22 protein-coding genes, 1 tRNA gene and 1 pseudogene are annotated in these 20,169 nt (G+C 62.3%); 10 read left to right on the top strand and 14 right to left on the bottom strand.

Annotation, left to right across the window (positions count from 1 at the left end):
• Together E5W87_RS20945 and E5W87_RS20940 are read left to right on the top strand one after the other, a co-directional pair.
• The coding region (locus E5W87_RS20945; protein ID WP_292401664.1) for an ATP-binding protein at positions 1–177 on the top strand (177 nt) is incomplete at its 5' end.
• A 249-nt stretch (positions 178–426) separates the two neighbouring features.
• A tRNA-Arg gene (locus tag E5W87_RS20940) sits at positions 427–503 on the top strand.
• Positions 504–912: 409 nt separating this feature from the next.
• Here the strand turns inward: E5W87_RS20940 and E5W87_RS20935 are convergent.
• The 6 genes from E5W87_RS20935 to E5W87_RS20910 all read right to left on the bottom strand — a co-directional run bounded on the left by E5W87_RS20935 (position 913) and on the right by E5W87_RS20910 (position 5,519).
• On the bottom strand, positions 913–1,431 hold the full coding sequence (locus tag E5W87_RS20935; protein ID WP_292401658.1) for a hypothetical protein: 519 nt from the start codon (positions 1,429–1,431) through the stop codon (positions 913–915).
• A gap of 473 nt (positions 1,432–1,904) precedes the next feature.
• The gene (locus E5W87_RS20930; protein ID WP_292401656.1) at positions 1,905–2,453 is read right to left on the bottom strand and encodes a class I SAM-dependent methyltransferase; all 549 of its coding nucleotides are present in this window, start codon (positions 2,451–2,453) and stop codon (positions 1,905–1,907) included.
• 447 nt (positions 2,454–2,900) lie between these two features.
• Complete coding sequence (locus E5W87_RS20925) at positions 2,901–3,887, bottom strand: methyltransferase (RefSeq protein ID WP_292401653.1); 987 nt, start codon at positions 3,885–3,887, stop codon at positions 2,901–2,903.
• A 290-nt stretch (positions 3,888–4,177) separates the two neighbouring features.
• Positions 4,178–4,540 carry a nuclear transport factor 2 family protein gene (locus E5W87_RS20920; protein WP_292401650.1) on the bottom strand — a complete coding sequence of 121 codons (363 nt, stop codon included), beginning with the start codon at positions 4,538–4,540 and terminating at the stop codon, positions 4,178–4,180.
• Between the two features lie 157 nt (positions 4,541–4,697).
• On the bottom strand, positions 4,698–5,075 hold the full coding sequence (locus tag E5W87_RS20915; protein WP_292401647.1) for a nuclear transport factor 2 family protein: 378 nt from the start codon (positions 5,073–5,075) through the stop codon (positions 4,698–4,700).
• 6 nt (positions 5,076–5,081) lie between these two features.
• The gene (locus E5W87_RS20910) at positions 5,082–5,519 is read right to left on the bottom strand and encodes an SRPBCC family protein (RefSeq protein ID WP_292401643.1); all 438 of its coding nucleotides are present in this window, start codon (positions 5,517–5,519) and stop codon (positions 5,082–5,084) included.
• Between the two features lie 75 nt (positions 5,520–5,594).
• Between E5W87_RS20910 and E5W87_RS20905 the strand changes: the two genes are divergently transcribed.
• The 3 genes from E5W87_RS20905 (at position 5,595) to E5W87_RS20895 (ending at position 7,452) form a co-directional block, all read left to right on the top strand.
• The gene (locus tag E5W87_RS20905; protein WP_367118849.1) at positions 5,595–6,173 is read left to right on the top strand and encodes a TetR/AcrR family transcriptional regulator; all 579 of its coding nucleotides are present in this window, start codon (positions 5,595–5,597) and stop codon (positions 6,171–6,173) included.
• Positions 6,170–6,841, top strand: coding sequence for a hypothetical protein (locus E5W87_RS20900; protein ID WP_292401636.1), 672 nt, complete (start codon positions 6,170–6,172; stop codon positions 6,839–6,841). Before E5W87_RS20905 ends, E5W87_RS20900 begins: the two co-directional genes overlap by 4 nt.
• 119 nt (positions 6,842–6,960) lie before the next feature.
• Positions 6,961–7,452: an SRPBCC family protein gene (locus E5W87_RS20895; protein ID WP_292401633.1), complete on the top strand. Its 492-nt coding sequence runs from the start codon at positions 6,961–6,963 to the stop codon at positions 7,450–7,452.
• Positions 7,453–7,546: 94 nt separating this feature from the next.
• Here E5W87_RS20895 and E5W87_RS20890 read toward each other — a convergent pair whose 3' ends face one another.
• The 7 genes and pseudogenes from E5W87_RS20890 to E5W87_RS20865 form a co-directional block, all read right to left on the bottom strand.
• Complete coding sequence (locus E5W87_RS20890) at positions 7,547–7,921, bottom strand: hypothetical protein (RefSeq protein WP_292401631.1); 375 nt, start codon at positions 7,919–7,921, stop codon at positions 7,547–7,549.
• 9 nt (positions 7,922–7,930) lie between these two features.
• Entirely contained in the window at positions 7,931–8,122 is a 192-nt protein-coding gene (locus E5W87_RS36115) for an alpha/beta fold hydrolase (protein WP_367118848.1), read from the bottom strand.
• 12 nt (positions 8,123–8,134) lie between these two features.
• Entirely contained in the window at positions 8,135–8,809 is a 675-nt protein-coding gene (locus E5W87_RS20885) for an alpha/beta fold hydrolase (RefSeq protein WP_292401628.1), read from the bottom strand.
• A gap of 708 nt (positions 8,810–9,517) precedes the next feature.
• A pseudogene (locus E5W87_RS20880) lies at positions 9,518–10,411 on the bottom strand (LysR family transcriptional regulator).
• Between the two features lie 169 nt (positions 10,412–10,580).
• Positions 10,581–10,736 (bottom strand): hypothetical protein, encoded by a 156-nt coding sequence (locus E5W87_RS20875; RefSeq protein WP_292401626.1) that lies wholly within the window; start codon positions 10,734–10,736, stop codon positions 10,581–10,583.
• Positions 10,737–10,867: 131 nt separating this feature from the next.
• The gene (locus E5W87_RS20870) at positions 10,868–12,082 is read right to left on the bottom strand and encodes an MFS transporter (protein WP_292401661.1); all 1,215 of its coding nucleotides are present in this window, start codon (positions 12,080–12,082) and stop codon (positions 10,868–10,870) included.
• A gap of 29 nt (positions 12,083–12,111) precedes the next feature.
• A complete protein-coding gene (locus E5W87_RS20865; protein ID WP_292401625.1) occupies positions 12,112–12,780 on the bottom strand; it encodes a metalloregulator ArsR/SmtB family transcription factor in 669 nt (222 codons plus the stop codon).
• A 73-nt stretch (positions 12,781–12,853) separates the two neighbouring features.
• Here E5W87_RS20865 and E5W87_RS20860 point away from each other — a divergent pair, with 73 nt between their 5' ends.
• The 4 genes from E5W87_RS20860 to E5W87_RS20845 all read left to right on the top strand — a co-directional run bounded on the left by E5W87_RS20860 (position 12,854) and on the right by E5W87_RS20845 (position 16,700).
• Positions 12,854–13,513 (top strand): MBL fold metallo-hydrolase, encoded by a 660-nt coding sequence (locus E5W87_RS20860; RefSeq protein ID WP_292401622.1) that lies wholly within the window; start codon positions 12,854–12,856, stop codon positions 13,511–13,513.
• A 3-nt stretch (positions 13,514–13,516) separates the two neighbouring features.
• Positions 13,517–14,794, top strand: coding sequence for an MFS transporter (locus tag E5W87_RS20855; RefSeq protein WP_292401620.1), 1,278 nt, complete (start codon positions 13,517–13,519; stop codon positions 14,792–14,794).
• 186 nt (positions 14,795–14,980) lie between these two features.
• Entirely contained in the window at positions 14,981–15,466 is a 486-nt protein-coding gene (locus tag E5W87_RS20850) for an EF-hand domain-containing protein (RefSeq protein WP_292401617.1), read from the top strand.
• A 100-nt stretch (positions 15,467–15,566) separates the two neighbouring features.
• Positions 15,567–16,700, top strand: coding sequence for a cysteine desulfurase family protein (locus E5W87_RS20845; protein ID WP_292401614.1), 1,134 nt, complete (start codon positions 15,567–15,569; stop codon positions 16,698–16,700).
• A 39-nt stretch (positions 16,701–16,739) separates the two neighbouring features.
• Here the strand turns inward: E5W87_RS20845 and secDF are convergent, their stop codons facing one another.
• Complete coding sequence (gene secDF, locus E5W87_RS20840; RefSeq protein WP_292401612.1) at positions 16,740–19,295, bottom strand: protein translocase subunit SecDF; 2,556 nt, start codon at positions 19,293–19,295, stop codon at positions 16,740–16,742.
• A 657-nt stretch (positions 19,296–19,952) separates the two neighbouring features.
• Here secDF and E5W87_RS20835 point away from each other — a divergent pair.
• On the top strand, positions 19,953–20,169 hold a 217-nt coding region (locus E5W87_RS20835; RefSeq protein WP_292401609.1), incomplete at its 3' end, for a hypothetical protein.

Raw genomic sequence — 20,169 nt, 5'->3', positions numbered from 1 at the left:
GCCCGCAGCGGCGGCACTGGCCTTGGCCTGGCGATCGCCTATGAATTGATCCGCGCCCATGGCGGCACGGTGGAGCTTGTCGAAAGCAGGGGCGGCCGCACCACATTCGCGGTCACCATTCCCGACGAGCCGGTCCGGCTCGACCAGGCCCGCAACGGCCTGCGCCGCCCGGCCTGAGCCGAAGCAATTCCAGGAAAAGTGTGTAACGGTTTTCCGTCCGGAATTGCGCAAACCCAGAGCAATTCCAGGAAAAGTGTGTGACGGTTTTCCGTCCGGAATTGCGCAGAACAAAGAACCGGCCAGCGCGAACAACAAAACTTTTGCCGGATCGGCTTGCTTTTCGGAAATTCAGTCGCTAGGGAACACGTCACATCGCGGCCGGTCGTCGGATCGGACCGCGAGGCTATGCAAAGCATGGCCTGTTGCGCGCCCGTAGCTCAGCTGGATAGAGCACCAGACTACGAATCTGGGGGTCAGGAGTTCGAATCTCTTCGGGCGCGCCATTCCACCGGCAAGGATTCGAACTCGTATGGCGAAAGGGCCTTCCGATTCCTGCGAACGTCTGTTTCGCCCAAAACTGGTCAGTCGGTTGTCTGGAGCGATCCGAAGGAAATTCGCCGAAATTGGACGCTAATCTGGTCAATGAGCGTTCGGCCTTAAATCCAAAGCGAACGTTCCCGGGCGTGAGAGTGTGGTTATCCAGCCATCCCTTTGCACCTGGGAGCCGAACAAAGCGGACAATCATCATGCACGATCATGCCCGATTGGTGGTTTAAGAGCCGCCGGGCTCATTGCGATCGCGCGCGCCCAGGCATTCGCATCTTCGGGCAGTAGGCCCGCATGCGCTCCGCGCTATGGAATACGATTGTCCCGACGCGAATAGGGCGAGATCGTTTGGGCCAACTTAGTCGATCACCGTCGTGAAAAGTTCGAGTACCAATTCCATTCCCAGGTTCGGCCTGCATCAGCGGAGAACGCCCGGCTATAAATCGGGGCTTTCGGGTCGCGCTTATCCCAATGGAATTTCACGATAACGTCTTTGCCGGCGACAACCTCACGGCCAAAGAATTCACCTTCGTCGCCGTCGAACGAGCCAACCTTTCCGCCGTCGAGTTTCACTGCGTTGCTGTCAGCCCAGTAGATCGTCCACAGGCGCGTCCGCGGATCGAATAATCGCACGGTGAGGCCTTCGAATGGCTTTCCGTCAAATTCCGTATGGAAAATGTCGAAATTGCCCAGCCCCAGCAATACGGGGCGGAGTTCCTGGGTCGCGTCAAATTCCTCCCATTCGTCGCTGCCGGCCAGCTGTTCTTTCAATGTACGATTTCTGATGTTCCACTTACCTATCAAATAGTCGAAATCATTTTTCGACGAAGTCTCGCTCGCCGTTATCGCGAGTTGCCCATCTGACGAAATAGAGAACGCACGCATGCATATGCCTCCTTTGGATGGCTTTGGATGGCTTTGGATGGCTTTGCGCCAGCACTCGGAATGAGTGTCGGCCGATGACTATTGCGCGGGTCGCATTTCGGATCGCGCCGCCACTTCGACCCGACCCGACGCACGTCGTCCGCGCCGACTTTGTCATCCCTAGCCCGCAAACGTGTGCGCCGAAGGTCGGTTCCGCTCGACCGATAAGAAAGCGGACAGGCCAACGGTCCCAGATGCCCAGAAAGCCGCAATCAAGGTTCTATCGGAAAAACAATGACGTAGGAGTTCTCAGTTTCATCTCGTCGGGCGCGCCATTCCAATCCACTTCGCTAGGCTACGCTGGGGGAGATTCGCTGTCATACTGTAGGTGGCGTTCGGTGACCTAAGGTGTTCTGCATTGCTCTTCGATTGCCGACATCACGACAAGCGCCAGGCGCGGACTTAGACTAGCGGCCCCTGTCTAGCGGTTAGAGTCAGCCTGAGACAGCGCCGGACGAAAGGTTTCCGGTGCTGATGGGAGTGCGCTCCTTGGTGGGATTGAGCTTTTCGAAAGGGGCCCAGGGGAAGTCGTAGATGAGGGCGCGCCCGCCGGGCCGCAGGACGCGGATCAGTTGCGGCGCAGCGGCCTCGGCGTCGTCCCAATGATGCATGCTGAACGATGACACGACGACGTCGAACGATCGGTCTTCAAACGGGAGCTGGGTCACGTCACCAAAGTGGATGGTGGCTTGGCCACCCAGGTTCTTGGCGGCCGCCGCCACCATGTCGGGCGACAGGTCGACGCCGGTGAGCGTCAGGTCGGGGCGCAGCTGGGCCAACTCAGTCAGCAGCATGCCGGGGCCGGTGCCGATGTCGAGCACGGCCGCGTTTTGCGGTGCGGCGGCGGCAATGTCGAGCGCGAGCCGGCGATACATACCGCGGAACATTGTCTTGGCGAAAAAGCTATAGAGCCGGCTGCCGACCCCCTGGAAGGCGTGCGGCCGGCTGCCGCGGATCAGGTGTCGATGCTGATGCCCATCCATAGACGCATCGTACAACTGTCGGGATTAACCGTCAGTCCCAAATTTGCCCGGCAGTTTGGTCCGTTTTGAGTCACGTCCGGCCTTTCTCCGCGCAGCGGATGAACGAGCGCTCCCCTACCTGCTGAGTGAGCAGTCGTAGTACCTTTGGCGGTGGGTTCGCGGCCTGAAGGCTAGAGTATCATAGTGCTCCGGATATGCGTGTGAGTCTCGGCGGAGAGGCATAGGCTCCAGGCTCAGCGAAGGCCTGGAGCCGCGCTGCGGTGTTCACGTCGTCGCCGAACAGGACGCCGCCCTGGATCATCACGTCGCCGACGTGGACGCCGGTGCGAAGCGGACTCGGCGCCGCCCGCGCCGAGGATGACGACGTCGTACATTTTGGAGGTCCTTTGGAGTCGGTTACTCTCGGAATTTGAATTGCGCGGCGCCTATTCCACTCCGCTTTGCGCCTTACGGCTTGCGGCCTATCACGGCGCCGTTCGCGGCGGGCGCGTCGAACCAGACCGTCTCGATGTTCCGGAATCCGGCTTCCTCCAGCCACGTCGAATATTCGGCCGGCGTGTAGTTTCGGCCTTCCGTCTCGATCAGCATGTTGAGGCTCATCAGCGCAGCCGGCGCCGGCCCGGTCTTTTCGTCATTGACGAGAAGCTCGCTGATGACGACTGCGCCGCCGCTCGGCAAAGCCTCGAAGGACCGGCGCAGCAGGGCGCGGTTCTTCGCCTCGTCCCAATCGTGCAGGATCATCGACAGGAGATGCACGTCGTAATCCCCGGGAAGCTGCTCGAAGAAGCTGCCGCCTGCGGTCTCGATCCGGTCGGTCAAGCCGGCCTCGGCAATCTTCCCCGCCGCGATCGCGGCCACATGCGGCAAGTCAAACACGGTCGCACGCAGCGCCCCATACTGTTTGCAAAGCTCGATGTCGTACGCGCCCGACCCGCCGCCGATGTCCAGGAGGCGGCGGAAATGTCCGAAATCCACCGCTTCGCCGAGCTCGCGCGCGGTCATCGTGGAAAGCGAATGCATCGCCTCCCAGAAGAGCGCCAGCATCGTCGGATCCTCGCCGTCGAACAGCGAAGATTGCACTGCCGGATCCCACGTGGTTGGCCGGTTCGTGCGCAGCGCCTCTGTAAGCCTTCCCCAGCCCGCGTAGAGCCGCTTGTCGGCCATCTGCACGAAGCCGCCGAAGTAATACGGTTTCCCGCGCACGAGATAGGCTTCGCTTAACGGCGTATTGCCATAACGACCGTCCGTTTTCTCCAGAAGCCCGAGTGCAGCGCAGCCGGTCAACAGCATCTCGGCCGGGCGTGGATGCAGACCGAGCGCTTCCGCGAGCCCGGCAACCGTGATGCCGGCGCCGCCCGCAAGGCGGCTGAAAAGGTCCAACTCGTGCGCAGCGGCCAGAGTCTTGAAGGCCCAGAAACCGGTCGAAAGCGCCATCAGCGGGATAGCGGAGGGAAGCTCCGCCGCGATCGTTGTGCGCCTTACACCGACTGTCGTTTCCATGATTATCTCCCGCAAATTGATTCGACGACACGCACATCGTCAAACAGCGCCGTTGCAGGGTGATTTCGCGGCCGCGAAATTCGGTTACATTTGAAATCGTGGGCCGCCTACGCGGCTTGAGAGGTTCGGCCTGCGCAGGACGAGACGGGCACTTTTGAGCTGCGGAAGCTCGGGCGTCACGGTGGGCGATCACCTCCCGCAGCTTCATGCAGGCGGCGTAAGCGTTAACCCTTCACGTATCCCAGACCTTCGACGATCTTTCCGTCCCGCACGCGCATGATGTTGACGCCTCGAACCCGCTCCGCTTCGCGCTCGCTCCAGCGAAGCTGCCAGCGGATGATCCCGCGGTCTTCGCTGGCCCAAATCTCCTCCGCTTCAAAAACAAGGTTCGCGGAGGATGCGATTCCTTTCCAGACGTTGAGGCACGCCTCACGCCCATCGTAGCGCGCTCCATCCGGAGCGGGCGTCGTATTCTCGAGAACGCAACCCTCGCCAATCAAGTCGTCGAGATCTTCGGGGCGGTGCGCCTCAAAGGCATTATTGAAGCGTTCCATGATTTCGCGGGTAACTTTGCTATCAGTGGTCATTTTCACACCTCATTGAGTCATTGAGCCGCCGTCGATCCCGAGCGCGTAGCCGGCGATGAGCGAGGCTCCGGTTGAACAAAGAACGGTGCTTGCGACTCACAATTGCCTTGTCATCCTTGCGCAGATGACGCAGGGGCGACGGAGCCACATGCAGCGGTCACTCAGGCAAGGGCGCCGACTGACCGGGTGTTTTGGCATAAGCTAGGGCTTCGACGATCCGGCCGTTACGGACACGGATCAGGCTGACGCCGCGGACCGAGCCACCGTCGCCGAAATGGAAGCGCCAGCGGATGTTGGCTCGGTCGTCCATGACAACGGTGTCTTCGACCTCGAAGCGGTTAACGCGGTCGGCCGCCATGGCCTGCCAGAACGCCAGGTTGACATCGCGGCCTTCATAGCGTGTGCCGTTTGGCGCCGGCTGGATCGACTCCATGACGCAATCCGGTGCGACCAAGTTCTCGAAGATCGCAGGGTTGTGTTCCTCGAACGCCCGATTGAACCGGCGCATGATTTCGGCTGTGTCCAGCTGTTCCATCTTCTTTCACCCAACTTGCTCCTCGCTTCCCAGTGAACCTGGCTCATCGCCGTTGTTGAAAGTCCGCTGAAAGACCGGCGCCAGCCGATCCATCGCGGTTGCGAGCCATCCGGTAAGTTCATCCGGCAGCGTGTCGTGGATCCAGACGAGCCGGCTTTGGGCTTCACCCTGCGCGAAGACCTGCATCGAGGTGTTGTCATGGACGACTTCGTCGGCCACCCAGGCCCAGACGATCCGGCGAGCCTGCTCGTCGCGGGCGATAAGCCGCTCACGGGCGGCTGTGCCGTCGGCGAAGGTGATGGTCCTGACGCCGGCCTCGTCCACCCGGCAGTCCACAAGCATGCCGGGCGCAAAGCGCGGCGGCCCGTTCGCGAAGTCGCCGACCACGTCCCACACCTTTTCCGGAGGCGCCTCCACGATGATTTCCCTGATTACCGATGCCATGTCGCAAGCCCTCTACTATATAGACCTGTCTGTCTACAACTTGCAGAATACAGACCTGTCTGTTATAGTCAAGCGATGAAGCAAAAAAAATCCGAAAGCCACCCTGAAGCAGGTTCCGCGCGTCGTCGTTTGCTCGACACCGCAACGCGACTTTTCTACGAAGGGGGCATCCATGCCGTCGGCATTGACCGCATCATCGCGGAAGCCGGCGTGGCCAAAGCGACCTTCTACAATCATTTTCCATCGAAGGATGACCTCGTCCTCGCCTATCTCGAAGAGATAGACCGGCTCGGGCGAGCGGCAGTGGCGGCGCTTCCGACGCAATCTCCTCGGAAAATGATCTCGGCTATGATGGCGCGTATCAGCGAAGCTGTGACCGCGGGAGGCTGGCGGGGTTGTCCGTTCCTCAACGCTGCGGCCGAATATCCCGATCCGGCCAGCCGTGTGCGGCAGGCGATCAATGCGCGCCGCGTTTGGTATCACAACAGCCTTGAGAACCTTCTCGCAGAGGACGGCGATCCAGCTCCTTCCGTCACCGCCTCCCTCCTCGTCGCCGTATCGGACGGCCTGCTGGAAAGCGCCTATCTGGATGACCCCGAAAGCATTCCCGCCCTTGTCCGCGAGGCGGTGGCCAGACTGCTGGACCGGCGATGAGCGCCGCTCGCCGCCCAAGCAGCACCGGTCTGCGCCAATTGCTGGATCTCCAGCAGCAGCACGATTGGATGCAGGGTAAGACGGTTCTGCGCGACGCCGACGAGCGCTCCGAATCCCTGGAACTGCGTTTCAAATATGTCGCGCGGTTTGAGAAGCTGCTGCACCGGCCGCAGGCGCCAGAGGTTCTGGAGATTCTCAGGCGCTACGGCCGCGACTGCATCCCGATCCCGCGCCGGACCGAGCGGCACTACTGGTCGGTTTCCTGCCTGCCGTCGACTCCGGGCAAGGCGCTTGTTCGCGTCAATGCGAGCTGGATGGAGCTTTTCTCGCTCTATGCGGACGGCGAGGGCGTCCGCGCGCTTTTTGTGGTGCATCTTTCCGATTTCACCACCGACCATTCACTCGATCACGGCCAAATGGACGAAGCGCTTCTGGAGCGCTGTGTCGTGACGCCGGAAGACGTCGGCTATTTCTTCCCCCGCGGCGAGGACATTTTCGCCGTCAAGGTCCGCGGCTTATCCTCAATCGGCAAATTCCTCGCGGCGCCCCGAGCGTTGCGGGCCATCCGGGCTTTCAACCTGACGCACATGAACCGAGGCCGGAACGCCTATCAGGCGAGCCACTGCTACAGCCTGGCGGATCACATACTGAGCGATGAGGAACGCTGAATACCAGCACATCGGAGCCCGCGGCGGCTCGGTGGAAGGCAAGCAAAACGGGAGCGAACAGATCGGAACCTACACATATGAGATGATGTTTCTGCCTTGAGATAGCCCGAGGAAGCATCATGACCAATCCGCAGATCGCGCGCATACCAGTCGCCAAGACCGGAATGCTCATCCGCAAGCCGGTCGAGCATGTGTTCGAAGCGATCGTGGACCCTGACGTCACGACGAAGTTCTGGTTCAGCAAAGGCAGCGGAAGACTGGAGACCGGTAAGGCCGTCAAGTGGGATTGGGAGAGCCACGATGTCTCCATCGAGGTCACGCCAAAGGTCGTGGAGCCAAACAAACGCGTAGTGATTGAATGGCCTGGCTATAGCGGCCCGACGACTGTGGAATGGACGTTCCAAGCCGTTCCGCATGGTACGACGTTCGTACGCGTGCAGGAGTCCGGATGGACGGGAGATGCCGATAAGCTCATGCGCTACGTCGCCGATTCCACGCAAGGCTTCACGCTTTTGCTTGCGGGGCTAAAGGCGTGGCTCGAGCACGGTATCCAACTGAACCTGACGCTCGATCGTTATCCGAAGGGGATCGAGGACCAACAGTTTGAGTAAGGCCGAGCGGTTGTGAGGGGATACGGCCCAGCAGCGGCCGGCGTGGGAATTGAAGACCGGCAGTGTGCGGGGGAGCGGGCACCAGTGCAGAACCTCAGAGTTTGCCTCCGCGAGCGGCTGCCGCCACGAAGGCCGACGTGAAGAGCAGATGGATAACCAGAAAGAGCTTGGCGATGTCCCGCGCTTCACCGCTGACGACGCCCCAAATGTCGTTTGCCGCGACGGCGCCGAAGCCGACGATGTTCGCGAGCAGGACGGCACGGAGCGTGGAGGGCTCGGCACTTCTCGATAGCCAGTTAAGCACGGCGATGCCGAGAAACGGTCCGCCGAGAAGCCGCAGCAGCGCAAGCAGTTCGGGTGCCGCATCCGTCGGCACGGCATCCCGGCCGAACTGTATCGGAAAGAACATCAGCGCCAAGCCGACAAGGGCCAAATAAAGCGCAGATAGGATAAGCGTCAGTTTGGTCATGGCGTTCTCTTAGGGAAGTTGCGTGGTTCTCTCCTGTGTTCGCTTGATGAACTCGATCATGAGCGAGAGTGCCGGTTCGGCGTGCGTCTCAAGCAGGAAATGCCCGCCGTCGAAAATGTGAGCCTCCATACGCGGCAGATCCTGCATCCAGGAGAGCGTTTCGGCGATATCGAAGAATGGGTCGTGACGGCCCCACAGCAAGAGCGCAGGCGGTTACCATTTTTTTAGATAGGCGGCGATCGCATCGAAACGCGCGGCGTGGTTTGCATAGTCGGCGATGAGTGCGCGTTGGGTCTCCATGCGGCCGGGAAGATTCATCACCCTCCAGTCCTCGACCCAGGGCTCGCCTCTGATCGTGGCGGCGACATCCTCCGGCATGCCGCCGGTATATTGCTCGCGTGTGAATTCGAAGGTCAGGTGGGCGGTTGCGGCCGCTTCGTTCTCTTTTGTCGGTTCTGACCAGAACTTTAATGTGGGCTCCCATAGGGGGCCGAAGCCGGTTCGATGCACGTTTGCGTTCTGGATGATGAAGCCCGAAACCAGCTCGGGCGCTTGCATGGCGATATGAAGGCCCACAGGGGCGCCCCAGTCATGAATGTAGATGAAGCGGCGCCCAATCGCGAGGTGGGCCAGCAATTCGGAAATTGCATCGCTGAACGCTGCAAAGGAGGGCGTCGGCGGAACGTCGGACTGGCCATGGCCCGGGAGGTCGGGCGCGATCACATAGGCTGCGCGCGCCAGCCCAGGAATCATGTCACGGAATGTACGTGCCGAGCTGGGAAACCCATGCAGGAGGAGCAAAGCGGGGTTGGATGGATCGCCCGCAGTGACGTAGGCAAGCTCGGTTCCACCTGAGAGACGCATTCGGCGTTGGGCTGGCAGGCTCATGTCAGGATTCCGTTTCGCTGTCTGGAACTGGAGTTCAACTCAAAACGAGCCGCGCGAGTTCCGGATGTTGCCGATGGACGACAAGTGCAGCGTGGAGCGGCGCTACGGCGAGATGCGGTGCCCAGTCACGACCTTCGGTCGTCAGGTCATGGCTGCACTCAGCAAACTGGAGTGTGGTGCCCGGTGCCGGGAGCCCTCACGGGATGCTCATCAATCGGCGCTCTGGACCCATCTTGGCCGAAGTGTCCGTGGCGCATCTTCCGGTAGCCCGTCTGGAGCTTCCGGCCACCGCAACGCCGCAGGTCTCATGCGGGCCCTCGAGGGGCAAGCGGAAACAGGCGGTCGTCACGGCGGCGCGGGACCAACGCCCAATCAGCCCTTAAACTGATTCGGCGCAATCGTGAGGCTGCCTGATGAGCGAGGTCGGCTTGCGTCATGCGGCGGCGCTCGCGATAGCGCCGAAGCAGGATGCCGAAAGGGAGCTGATAAGTTGCCATTCCGCAAATCTAGCGTCCGGAGCGCGCGCGTTCTCAATCTCCCGCGCTCAATCTTCATCGCGAGGCGCTTTGCCTCGGGCAAGGGCTGAGTCTCGTGCTCGACCGCGGTTGCTCTCAAGGTCCCTGCAGCCCGTCGTAGTAGCTTTGGTGGGCGCTAAGCCAAAGTGGACTTGCGCGGGCCAGAGCACACCACCACGTTTCGTGGGCGGCCTCAGCCCGAATAGCGGAGCACATTAACGAGCAGAGCGAAAGCGGGAAGACGCTTGGCGGCGGCTGGTATAATAAAGGTGATATCCTGGCCAAGCCGGGGACCACTCATCCAGCACCCGCATAAGGCGACCGCTCTTGAGATGAGGCTCCGCCACGTCCTCCGGCACATAGGCAAGGCCGAAACCATCCAGCGCGGCTTCGAGAATCTCGGCGGTGCCATTCAGGACGATCTGGCCGTCCACCCGCACCTTCAGTTCGCGACCGTCTCGCTCGAAATCCCAGGCCCACAGCCCGCCATTGGTGGAAAAGCGCTGGTTGATGCAAACGTGACCGGTCAGTTCCTGCGGCGTCGTCGGCGGCAGCCGGCCGTCGAAATAGGACTTCGCGCCAACGACGGCGAAGCGGACATCCGGTCCGACACGCACGGCGATCATGTCCTTTGCAACCTGCTCCCCGAGTCGCACGCCTGCCTCGAACCGTTCTGCGGCGATGTCCGTCAGTGCGTTATCGATGAAGACCTCGACCATGATGTCGGGATAGTCTGGCAGGAGCTTCGCCAGCTTCGGCCAGAGCACGGATTTGAATGCGTGATCACTGGCGGTGAGGCGAATGGTACCGGCGGGCTTCTCCCGCAACTCGCTCAATGCATCGAGCTCGGCCTCGATCTCCTCGAAATGCGGGCCGATGTTGTGAAGCAGGCGCTCGCCCGCCTCAGTAACCGAAACGCTGCGGGTCGTGCGGGTCAGCAGCCGAAGGCCCAGGCGCTCTTCGAGGTCGCGGATCGTGTGGCTCAGCGTTGACTGCGAAATTCCTAGCTGCGCGGCGGCCCGCGTGAAGCTGCCCTCTCGTGCGACGGCCAGAAAGGCAGAAGCATATCAAGTCTTCCGCGCTGCATTTATGGCTCATCCCGATAAGTCGAAACTCATTATACAAGCTAGTGGGACGAGTTGTACCCGGGCCCAATCGAAATCGCCGAGAGCGTGGAAAATTCTAGACGGATCACACCTCGGTGAACCCGACGAGCAATGACGATGAAAGTAAGAGCCGGCAGCAGCGGCCTCAGCCTACTGCCTCTCCCCACGGATCGCGGCGACGAGCATTTCGGCGGCTGCCGTCACCCCGTCGGCGCGGATCGTGCCGGCGATGGCGGCCGCCCGTTCGAGGGCCTCGGGGGCAAGGGCCGCCCTGAGCCCGGCCGACAGGGACTCGAAGGTCGGCACGCGGCCATCATGCGCCGCGCCGATACCGACGTCGGCTACCTAGCCAGCCGAAAGCGATCGACAACCTTTCCAACGTTCTCTCTGCCTAATTGATCCGTCCTGGTAAAACGCTCCGAACCGACAAGGCTGCATCAACGTTCCTCCGGGGGCTTGAGATGCCGGAATTGCATCAGCAGCAGCAGATCGTAGGTGATCTTCAGGGCACCGCAAATGAGCAGGGGCCAAGCCCGGAACGAGGCCGCGAACAGCGCGCCGGCCAGCGCGGGACTGGCGGCGGCGGCCAGACTGCGCGGCACCGATGTGAAGCTCGCGGCCGCCGCCCGTTCCGCCTCCGTGACGACGGCCATCACGTAAGATGATCGCGTCGGCACGTCCATCTGCGAAAGTGCTGCGCGGATCAGCAGCAGGAAGAGAGCCAAAGGCAGCGTGGGCGCCAACGCCGCCAGCATCAGGGCGATGCTCGACGGAATGTGGGTGAACACCATCGTGTTGATCAGTCCGATGTGCCGGGACAGCCAAGCTGAAACGGGGAAAGAGAACGCCGAAAGCAGGCCCGACCAGAAGAAAAAAAATCCCGCTTCCGAAAGCGACAGATCGAATTTTTCGAAAAGCCAGAGGGCAAGCAGCGACTGGACTACAAAGCCTCCGGCAAAAGCATCGAGGCTGAAAAGCGCCGCGAGCTTGAACACAATATTGCGCGAGGGGCCGAGCGCGGACCCGGTGCTGGAGTCCGTCGCCGGACGGCGCTGCGGGATCTGCGCGTAGAGGAGGCCGCCGAGAAGGCCCAGAAACGCATAGAGCACGAACATCACCTTGATGCCGGCGAGTTGGTCGAGGCCGGCCGGAGCCAGAAGATCAGGTGTCGCCGAAACGAGCGCGCCAACCGCGCCTGCCAGCGCACCCACAAGGCTGTAACGCGCGAACATCCTGGTCCGCGCGGCATCGGTGACTTCGCGTGTCAGCACCGCATGCTCCAAAGGCACGAATACGCTGACGCTGCCGGCCGAGGGGTTGATGGTGCCTGCGAACGCGACCACCAACAGCAGCGCGTAGTCATGGACCAAAGCAAAGGCCACGCCCGTGGCGACCATCAGGCTGGCGGCGGCAAACAGGAGTTGGCGGTGATCGTAACGGACGCCGAGGAACCCGACACCGATGGTTAAGAGCGCGGAACCAAGCAGTGACGCCGTTGCGATGACGCCGACCTGAAGGGGAGTGAAGCCTAATGCGAGGAGATAGACCGGCAGCAGAACGGCCACGAAGCCATCGCCCATGTCGCGCAAGGCACGGGCCATGAAAAGAAAGGTCGTCGAATGGATCCGCAGCACTGATCTGCCTGCCCCCATCACCTGCGTGAGCTCCCGCGTGTTCTGTTTCAGGCAGCCGTTTCGACCGGCAGGCCGGCGGCCTTCCATTCGGGATAGCCGTCCTCGAGCCGACGCACGAGATAGCCCCGCTGCCGCAAGGCGGCGACCGCTTCGAACGAGAGAACGCAATAGGGGCCGCGGCAATAGGCGATCACTTCCCGATCCGCCTCTAGCTCGCCCAAGCGACGCTCCAGCTCGGCAAGCGGGATGTTGATGGCGCCTGGAAGATGTCCGGCCGCGAACTCATCCTCTGGCCGCACGTCGAGAACCGTGACCATGCCGTCATGCAGCCTCGAGACGAGGTCGTCGCGAGACACCGGCTCCAAAGCATCGCGAGCCCGGAAGTAGTCGGCCATGACGCGGCCGATTTCGGCCACGTTTCGCTCGCCGACGCGGCCGAGCGCCTTGATCAGCGCCACCACCTCGGCATCGCCGGCAAGGCTATAGAGCACATGCTTGCCGCGGCGCTCCGCCTCGACGAGGCGCGCCCGCCGCAGGATCTGCAGATGGCGCGACGTGTTGGCGAAGCTCAGATGGGCGCGCGCGGAGAGCTCCTCGACGCTGCGCACCCCTTGCGCGAGATGCTCCAGAAGCTCAAGCCGATGCGGGTGGCCGAGCGCCTGAGCCACTTCGGCAAGGCTCGCGTAGATCGCCTGTTTCGGTCCGGTGCTTGACACGGCTTCTCCTCAGTGAAACATTCAGCGGAATGATTGAATGTTTCTAACCCCTCCTAGCGAGGAGCGCAAGGCCATGATCCTTCGCCAATTCCTCCACACCGATCCGGTCGGCGTCTCGTACCTGTTCGGCTGCGGCGGCAAAGCAGCTGCGGCCGTCGTTGATCCCGCCGGCGACATCGAGTTTTACCTGCGCGCCGCCGAAGCGGCGGGCGCCGCCTACGTGCTCGGGGCGGAGGCGTATGTCGCGTTCCCGTTCAAAGGCATGTGCGACGGAGAGGTCCTGTCGCTCGGCAACGTCAGCGCAACCGTCCTGCACACGCCCGGTCACACCCCGGAGCACATCTGCCTTCTCGTCAGCGATCGCAAGCGTGCCGACGAGCCATGGTTCGTGCTGACCGGCCACACGCTGATGGTCGGCGACCTCGGTCGCACCGAACTCGCCGTCAGCGCCGAGCAAGGCGCAAAGGATCTCTTTCGCAGCGCCGGTCGGCTGAAGGCCCTCCCTGATCATGTCGAGGTGCTCCCCGGCGCCTATGCTGGCTCTGTCTGCGGCCGGCGCCTGAGCGGCAAGCCGTGGTCGACCATCGGTTTCGAGAAACGCCACAACGAGGCCCTGCGGATCGACGACGAAGCCGCGTTCATCCGCTTCATGCTCGCTGAGATTCCGCCGGCTCCGCCCGAGGCCGCGGCGCTCCGGGCCGCCAATTCCGCCCTGGCTGCGGCGGCGGCCTGACCCATGGACGAAGCGGCATCGGCTCCAGGCAAGGCGGGTTCACTCGTCAGGCTCGGCCTCAGGGAGAACTGGCCGCAATTCGCGCTGCTCGTCGTGATCAACGCCTTTGTCGGCGGCATGGTCGGGATAGAACGAACGGTGGTGCCGCTGATCGGATCGGAAGAGTTCCACGTCACGTCGACGACGCTCATCGTCTCCTTCATCGTCAGCTTCGGCGTCGTCAAGGCGCTCGCCAATCTGGTCTCGGGCCAGCTTGCCGACGCATGGGGCCGCAAGCGCGTGCTCGTTTTGGGATGGCTGGTCGGCCTGCCGGTGCCGTTCATGATCATCTGGGCGCCGACCTGGGAATGGGTGATTGCCGCCAACGCATTGCTCGGCATCAACCAGGGGCTCTCCTGGTCGATGACAGTGATCATGAAAGTCGATCTCGTCGGGCCGAAATCGCGCGGCCTTGCCGTCGGCCTCAACGAGTTCGCCGGCTATCTCGCCGTCGGGGTGACGGCGTTCCTGACCGGCTATCTCGCCTCGCGATACGGGCTTCGGCCAGTGCCGATCTATCTCGGCGTCGGTTATGCGGTCCTCGGTGCCGCACTGTCGATCCTGCTCGTGCGCGACACCCGGGACCACGTTCGGCTGGAGGCGTCATCCCACTCGCAGCAGCCTGCGCCCATCAGCTTTCGGCAGGTCTTCGCGCTCACCTCGTTCGGGGATCGCAACCTGTTCGCCGCCTCGCAGGCCGGCCTCGTCAACAATCTCAACGACGGCATGAGTTGGGGCATTTTCCCATTGTTCTTCGCTTCCTTCGGCCTCGGCGTCGAGCGCATCGGCATCCTCAAGGCGATCTATCCCGCAACATGGGGTGTCTTGCAGATTGCCACAGGCTCCTTGAGCGATCGCTGGGGGCGCAAGGGCCTGATCGTCGCCGGAATGTGGGTACAGGCCGCCGGTCTGTTTCTCACCGCGGCGACGCGCCAGTTCGAGTGGTGGATCGTCGGCAGCCTTCTGCTCGGCCTCGGCACGGCGATGGTCTACCCGAGCTTGATCGCAGCCGTCTCCGATGCTTCGCATCCGACCTGGCGCGCCCGCTCACTCAGCGTCTACCGCTTCTGGCGGGATCTCGGCTACGCGATCGGTGCGCTCTCCGCCGGCCTCATCGCCGACAGCTTCGGGCTGTCATGGGCGATCACATCGATCGCCGCGCTGACGTTTCTCTCAGGGGTAGTCGTGGCTGTCGTCATGAGCGAAACCGAGGCCCATCCGTCCGCGAGGAGGGCAACATGACAGCGGCGGCAGATCGCTGCCCGAGTAATTGATCCGGCGCAAACTCGCCGCGCTGCCTTTTGGGCCTATATTGGAATTTGACCGCGACCGGCGGCTTGCCGGCTACGGAAAGATCCGAAAACATTTCCGGCCGCAGAGCCGCCAGCGGGTCAAAACTGCCGAGCCCATGAGAGGAAGGAGGATGCTATGACGTTGATTTCATTGACGCGCGTGGCCGCGCTCGCCGCCATTGTTGCCGCCGGGGTGACGGCTACCGCCGCCGCGCAAACGACCGCAGCCGATCCGCACCATATGACGGTCGCACAGGCGGCGCCGTCTACCGAGCCTGGAGATATGGCGGGACAAGACCAAGGTGCACAGCCCGCTCAACCTGGCATGATGCCTCCCGGAATGATGTGCCAAGGCATGACGGGCCAAGGCATGACGGGCCAAGGCATGGGTCAGGGCATGATGGGCGAGATGATGCAGCCCAGCAGGATGGGCGCTATGCCGATGATGCGCATGCGCGGGCACATGATGAAGGTCATGTTCGCCATTGCCGACACGGACGGCGACAGCGCGCTTTCCTTCGAGGAGATCACCGCCATCCATAAGCGTATCTTCGACAAGGTCGACGCAAACAAAGACGGCAAAGTGACGACCGAAGAGGTTCAGGCATTCATGCGGGAATAGCCGCAAGCTGACCGCTGAGCACGACCGCCTCCGCGCGGCCGCGATGCTCCGCCGGCAAGGTGCTGGGTATACCGACAAGCCGCGAAGGAGGCTCCCGAACATGACGTCGATCTACCTCGACTACAACGCCAGCACGCCGATCGATCCGGCCGTCACGGCTGCCATGCGGCCATATCTGGACGGGGCTTTCGGCAATCCGTCGAGCGGGCATTGGGCGAGCATGCCGGCGAAGGCTGCGCTGGAGATGGCCCGCAGCCAGGTTGCGGCGCTGCTCGACTGCGCACCCGACGAGGTCGTGTTCACAAGCGGCGGCAGCGAGGCCAACAACCTGGCGATCAAGGGCACGTTCTTCGCCCTGAGGCACAAGGGCGAGCACATCGTCACCACCATGGTCGAGCATCCGGCCATTCTCGCCCCTTGCCGGTTCCTCGAGCAGCTCGGCGCGGCAGTGACCTATTTGCCGGTCGACAGCACGGGCCGGGTCGATCCCGAGGACGTGCGTCGTGCCATCACGCCGCGCACCATCCTGATCAGCGTCATGCACGCCAACAATGAGGTTGGCACGATCCAGCCGATCGAGGAGATCGGTACTATTGCGCGGGAGCATGGGGTCCGGTTTCACACCGATGCGGCGCAGTCGGTCGGTAAGATCGCAACCAAGGTCGACGTGCTTGGCGTCGATCTGCTAACCATCGCCGGCCACAAGTTCTATGCGCCGAAGGGTGTAGGTACGCTCTACATCCGCGATGGTGTCACGCTCGAGCCGCTGATCCATGGCGCCGGGCATGAACATGGCCGGCGCGCCGGCACTGAGAGCGCCTTGCTCGCAGTCGGCCTCGGCGCCGCCTGTGCGCTCGCCAGCGACCTGGAGCCGATGGCGCGCGTCCGCGTGCTGCGGGATCGCTTGTGGAACGCGCTGCAGGAGAGTTTCGGCGACCGTGTCGTGCTCAACGGACACCCTCTGCATCGCCTTCCCAACACGCTTAGCGTTTCATTCGTCGGCATGATCGGCGCCGAGGTGCTTTCGCGTCTCGACGGCGTCGCGGCGTCGACCGGTTCGGCATGTCACGCCGGCCGGGTCGAGCTCTCCCCAGTGCTCACAGCCATGGGCGTGCCCGAGAAGATCGGCATGGGCGCCGTTCGTTTCAGTCTTGGTCGAGCCACGACCAGCGCCGAAATCGACGCCGTTGTGGATCAGCTTCGAGCCGTCACGGCCCGGTCCGCCGCTCGCTAGACCGTCGGACCCAAAAAGATGGAAGCGCCCATCGTTGCGTCATAAGGCCTGTCGCGCCGGCGGCTCTTTCGCCGCTGCGGCTTCCTCTGGACTGAGAGCGCCCGGCCGCAGCTTGAACAGGATCAGGAGCGGCCCGGCGACGAAGATGGAGGAATAGGTCCCGGCGAGGATGCCGAAGATCATCGCGACCGTGAAGGACTGGATAACCTCGCCGCCCCAGATCGAAAGCGCCGCCAGTGCGAACAGCGTCGTCACGCCGGTCAGGACTGTTCGCGCCAGCGTCTGGTTCATCGACAGGTCGAGCAGCTCGGCGATCGGCATCTTTTTATAGCGGCGCAGATTCTCGCGGACCCGATCATAGACGACAACCGTATCGTTGATGGAATAGCCAACGATAGTCAGGATCGCGGCTATCGAGGTCAAATTGAACTCTATGCCCGCGACGACGTAGAAGCCGATCATCAGGATCACGTCGTGGAACGTCGAAATGATGGCGCCGAGCCCGAACTGCCACTCGAACCTTACCCAGATGTAGACGAGCATCGCCAGCAGTGAGGCGAGCACGCCCATTGTGCCGTTGAACGCGAGTTCGGAGGATACAGTCGGACCGACGACTTCGATGCGGCGGAACTCGTAGTCGGTTTCGAGCGCGCTCCTTACTTTCTGGACGGCGGACTGTTCGGCAATGTCGCCGCCTCCCTGGGTGCCGATGCGGATCAGCACATCCCGGGCCGACCCGAACTCCTGCACCTGCACTTCGCCCAGTTCGAGACCCGTCAGCCGCTCGCGGATGTCGCCGATGTCAGCTCGCGGACCCTTCGCCTGCACCTCGATGCTCGAACCGCCGCGGAAGTCGATGCCGTAGTTCATGCCGACAGTGAAGAACGCCGTGGCCGAAGCGATGGACAGTAGCAAGGACAGCGTGAAGGCGTACTTTCGGAACGCCATGAACGGCACGCGCGTGTCGTCGGGCACCAGGCGCATGACGCCGCTGGGCATGGTTTTCGGGCGCTGCCGGCGAAGCCAGAATGCGACCAGCCAGCGCGTTAGCGTGAACGCCGTGAACACTGTGGTGACAATGCCGATGGCGAGGGTGACGGCAAACCCTTTGATCGGCCCTGAGCCGAGGAAGAACAGGATGACGGCGGCAATCAGCGTCGTCACATTGGCGTCGACGACGGTCGCCAGCGCCTGTTTGAAACCGGAATCCATCGACTGCACGATCGAGCGCCCTTGGCGGCTCTCTTCGCGGACGCGCTCGAAGATGATGACATTGGAATCGACCGCCATGCCCATCGTCAGCACGATGCCGGCGATGCCAGGCAACGTCAGCGTCGCGCCGAGAACGGACAAGACGGCGATGATCAATGCGACGTTGGCCAGGAGCGCGATGTTGGCGATCAATCCCAGTCGCCCATAGGCGAACAGCATGAAGCCGACGACCAGGAATCCGGCGACGATTGACGCGAACTGGCCGGCGTCGATCGAATCGCTGCCGAGGCTCGGACCGACGGTGCGTTCCTCGACGATGGTGAGGTCGGCAGGCAGTGCGCCGGCGCGCAGCAGGACCGCAAGGTCGTTCGCGCTCTCCACCGTGAAACTGCCGGATATCTGCCCGGTGCCGCCCAGGATCGGTTCGCGGATCTGCGGCGCGGAGATCACCTCGTTGTCGAGGATGATCGCGAACAGGCGACCGACATTGGTCTGAGTAGCCTGACCGAAGCGGCCGGCGCCGCGGCTGTCGAAGCGAAACGAGACCACCGGCTCGTTGGTGCGCTGGTCGAAGGTTGCCTGCGCATCGACGAGGTTTTCGCCGGAGACGATGATCCGATTCTCGATCAGATGCGGAACCCGCGGCTCGTCCGTCGAATACAACACCGTCGAGCCCGCCGGTGGCCGGCCGGACATCGCATCCTCCACCGGAATAGACTGGTCGACCATCTGGAAGGTCAGCTTCGCGGTCTGTCCTAGAATATCCTTCAGCCGCTGCGGATCCTGCAGGCCCGGCACCTGGACCATGATGCGGTCCGATCCCTGGCGCTGGATGATCGGCTCGGTCGTGCCGAGCTCGTTCACGCGCCGGCCCACCACCTCGATCGATTGAGTCAGCGCCGCGGCGATCCGATAGTCGATCCCGGCTTCGGTCAGCGTAAAACGCAGCAGGCCCGGCTCCGGCTCGGCCATCTCCATCTCGGTCACGGAGCCGCTCATGAAAAGGCCGGTCGAGATCGGCTGCGTCAATTTTTCGAGCGCGCTCTTCGCAGCTTCGACCTGACCTTGGTCGCGAATGCGGACCTGGATGGAATTGGCGGTGCCGGTAAGCCCGGTATAGCCGATCTGGGCATCGCGCAGCGATGTGCGGACCTCGTCGCGGGCCGCTTCGAGTCGTTCGTTGGCGAGGTCCTGCCGATCGATCTGGAGCAGGATGTGCGAGCCGCCCTGCAGGTCGAGCCCCAGCGTCAGCTGCTGCTTTGGCAGCCAATTCGGCAGCGATGCCAGGGTGGAGGCGGGAACCAAATTGGGCGCTGCGTACAGGATACCGGCCAGGACCGTCAGCCAGATGAGAATGGTCTTCCAGCGCGAAAAATGCAGCATATTCTTGTCCGTTCAGCCCATATCGGGCGGAAACCCGCCTCCGACAAGTGCTTTGGCGTTCCGATCGAACGGAGCGCGATGTGAAAATTTTGGGAGTCGAGGGCCGCGGTCGCGCGGCCGAGATCATGCCGTGAGAAGCGGAGGCGCGCGCGCATCGAAGGCGCGGCTCGGCGACAGTTTCGGCCAGTCTTCAGACCCTATAGCAAACGTGACGGCTGACGCGGTTTCGAGCGGCAGGCGCAAATCCGGGATAATGCAAAAGGGCTTGCCGTTTGCCGCAGTGACAGGCGTTCCCGTCTTGAAACGGGAAGTCTCAGCACCAACACGGCGCGCAATGTCGCGGGCAAGGACAGTCGGGTGTGTGACGGGCTCGGTCGCGCCGAGCCTCATTTGCTCCTTGGCAAGGTCCTGTCCGACGTGGTCGGCTGTTGCCGCAGGAATGGTCCAGATCAAAAAGAGCAATGAAGCGAGCAGCCGCAGACCAGCACCCATGCTGAGCAGAATGCCGGGCCTTATGCTAGCCTGTCTTTGACCGCTTCGTCTCATCTCACCGGTACGGCTTGTCATACATTGCGGCAAAATACGCTTTCGCCGTCGTTGTCTCAGTAAGCGGCAAGCCGCCCTCCTGGTCTTTAACTATAGCACTTGCATTGCGAATTGAAGCGCACCTTTCCCATACTCAAAAAGGCCGCCCTCTCGGATGCGCACCCGGTTTATGGTCGCCCCAAGGAAGAGACCTCTCCAACGGACGCTACTCAGATACGGCTTGAACGCAGAACTGGCTATTCGTATACCAGTATACGAATAGCCAGCGAGGCGAATTCCTCGATCAAGGGCATTTACATAGCTTTCGTGACCTTCGTCGGGGAATGCT

This window comes from Mesorhizobium sp., assembly GCF_004962925.1.
In the GTDB taxonomy this organism is placed as follows: domain Bacteria; phylum Pseudomonadota; class Alphaproteobacteria; order Rhizobiales; family Rhizobiaceae; genus Mesorhizobium.
The sequence above is the reverse complement of the archived record's forward strand: the minus strand, read 5'-3'. Positions and strand labels throughout refer to the sequence as shown.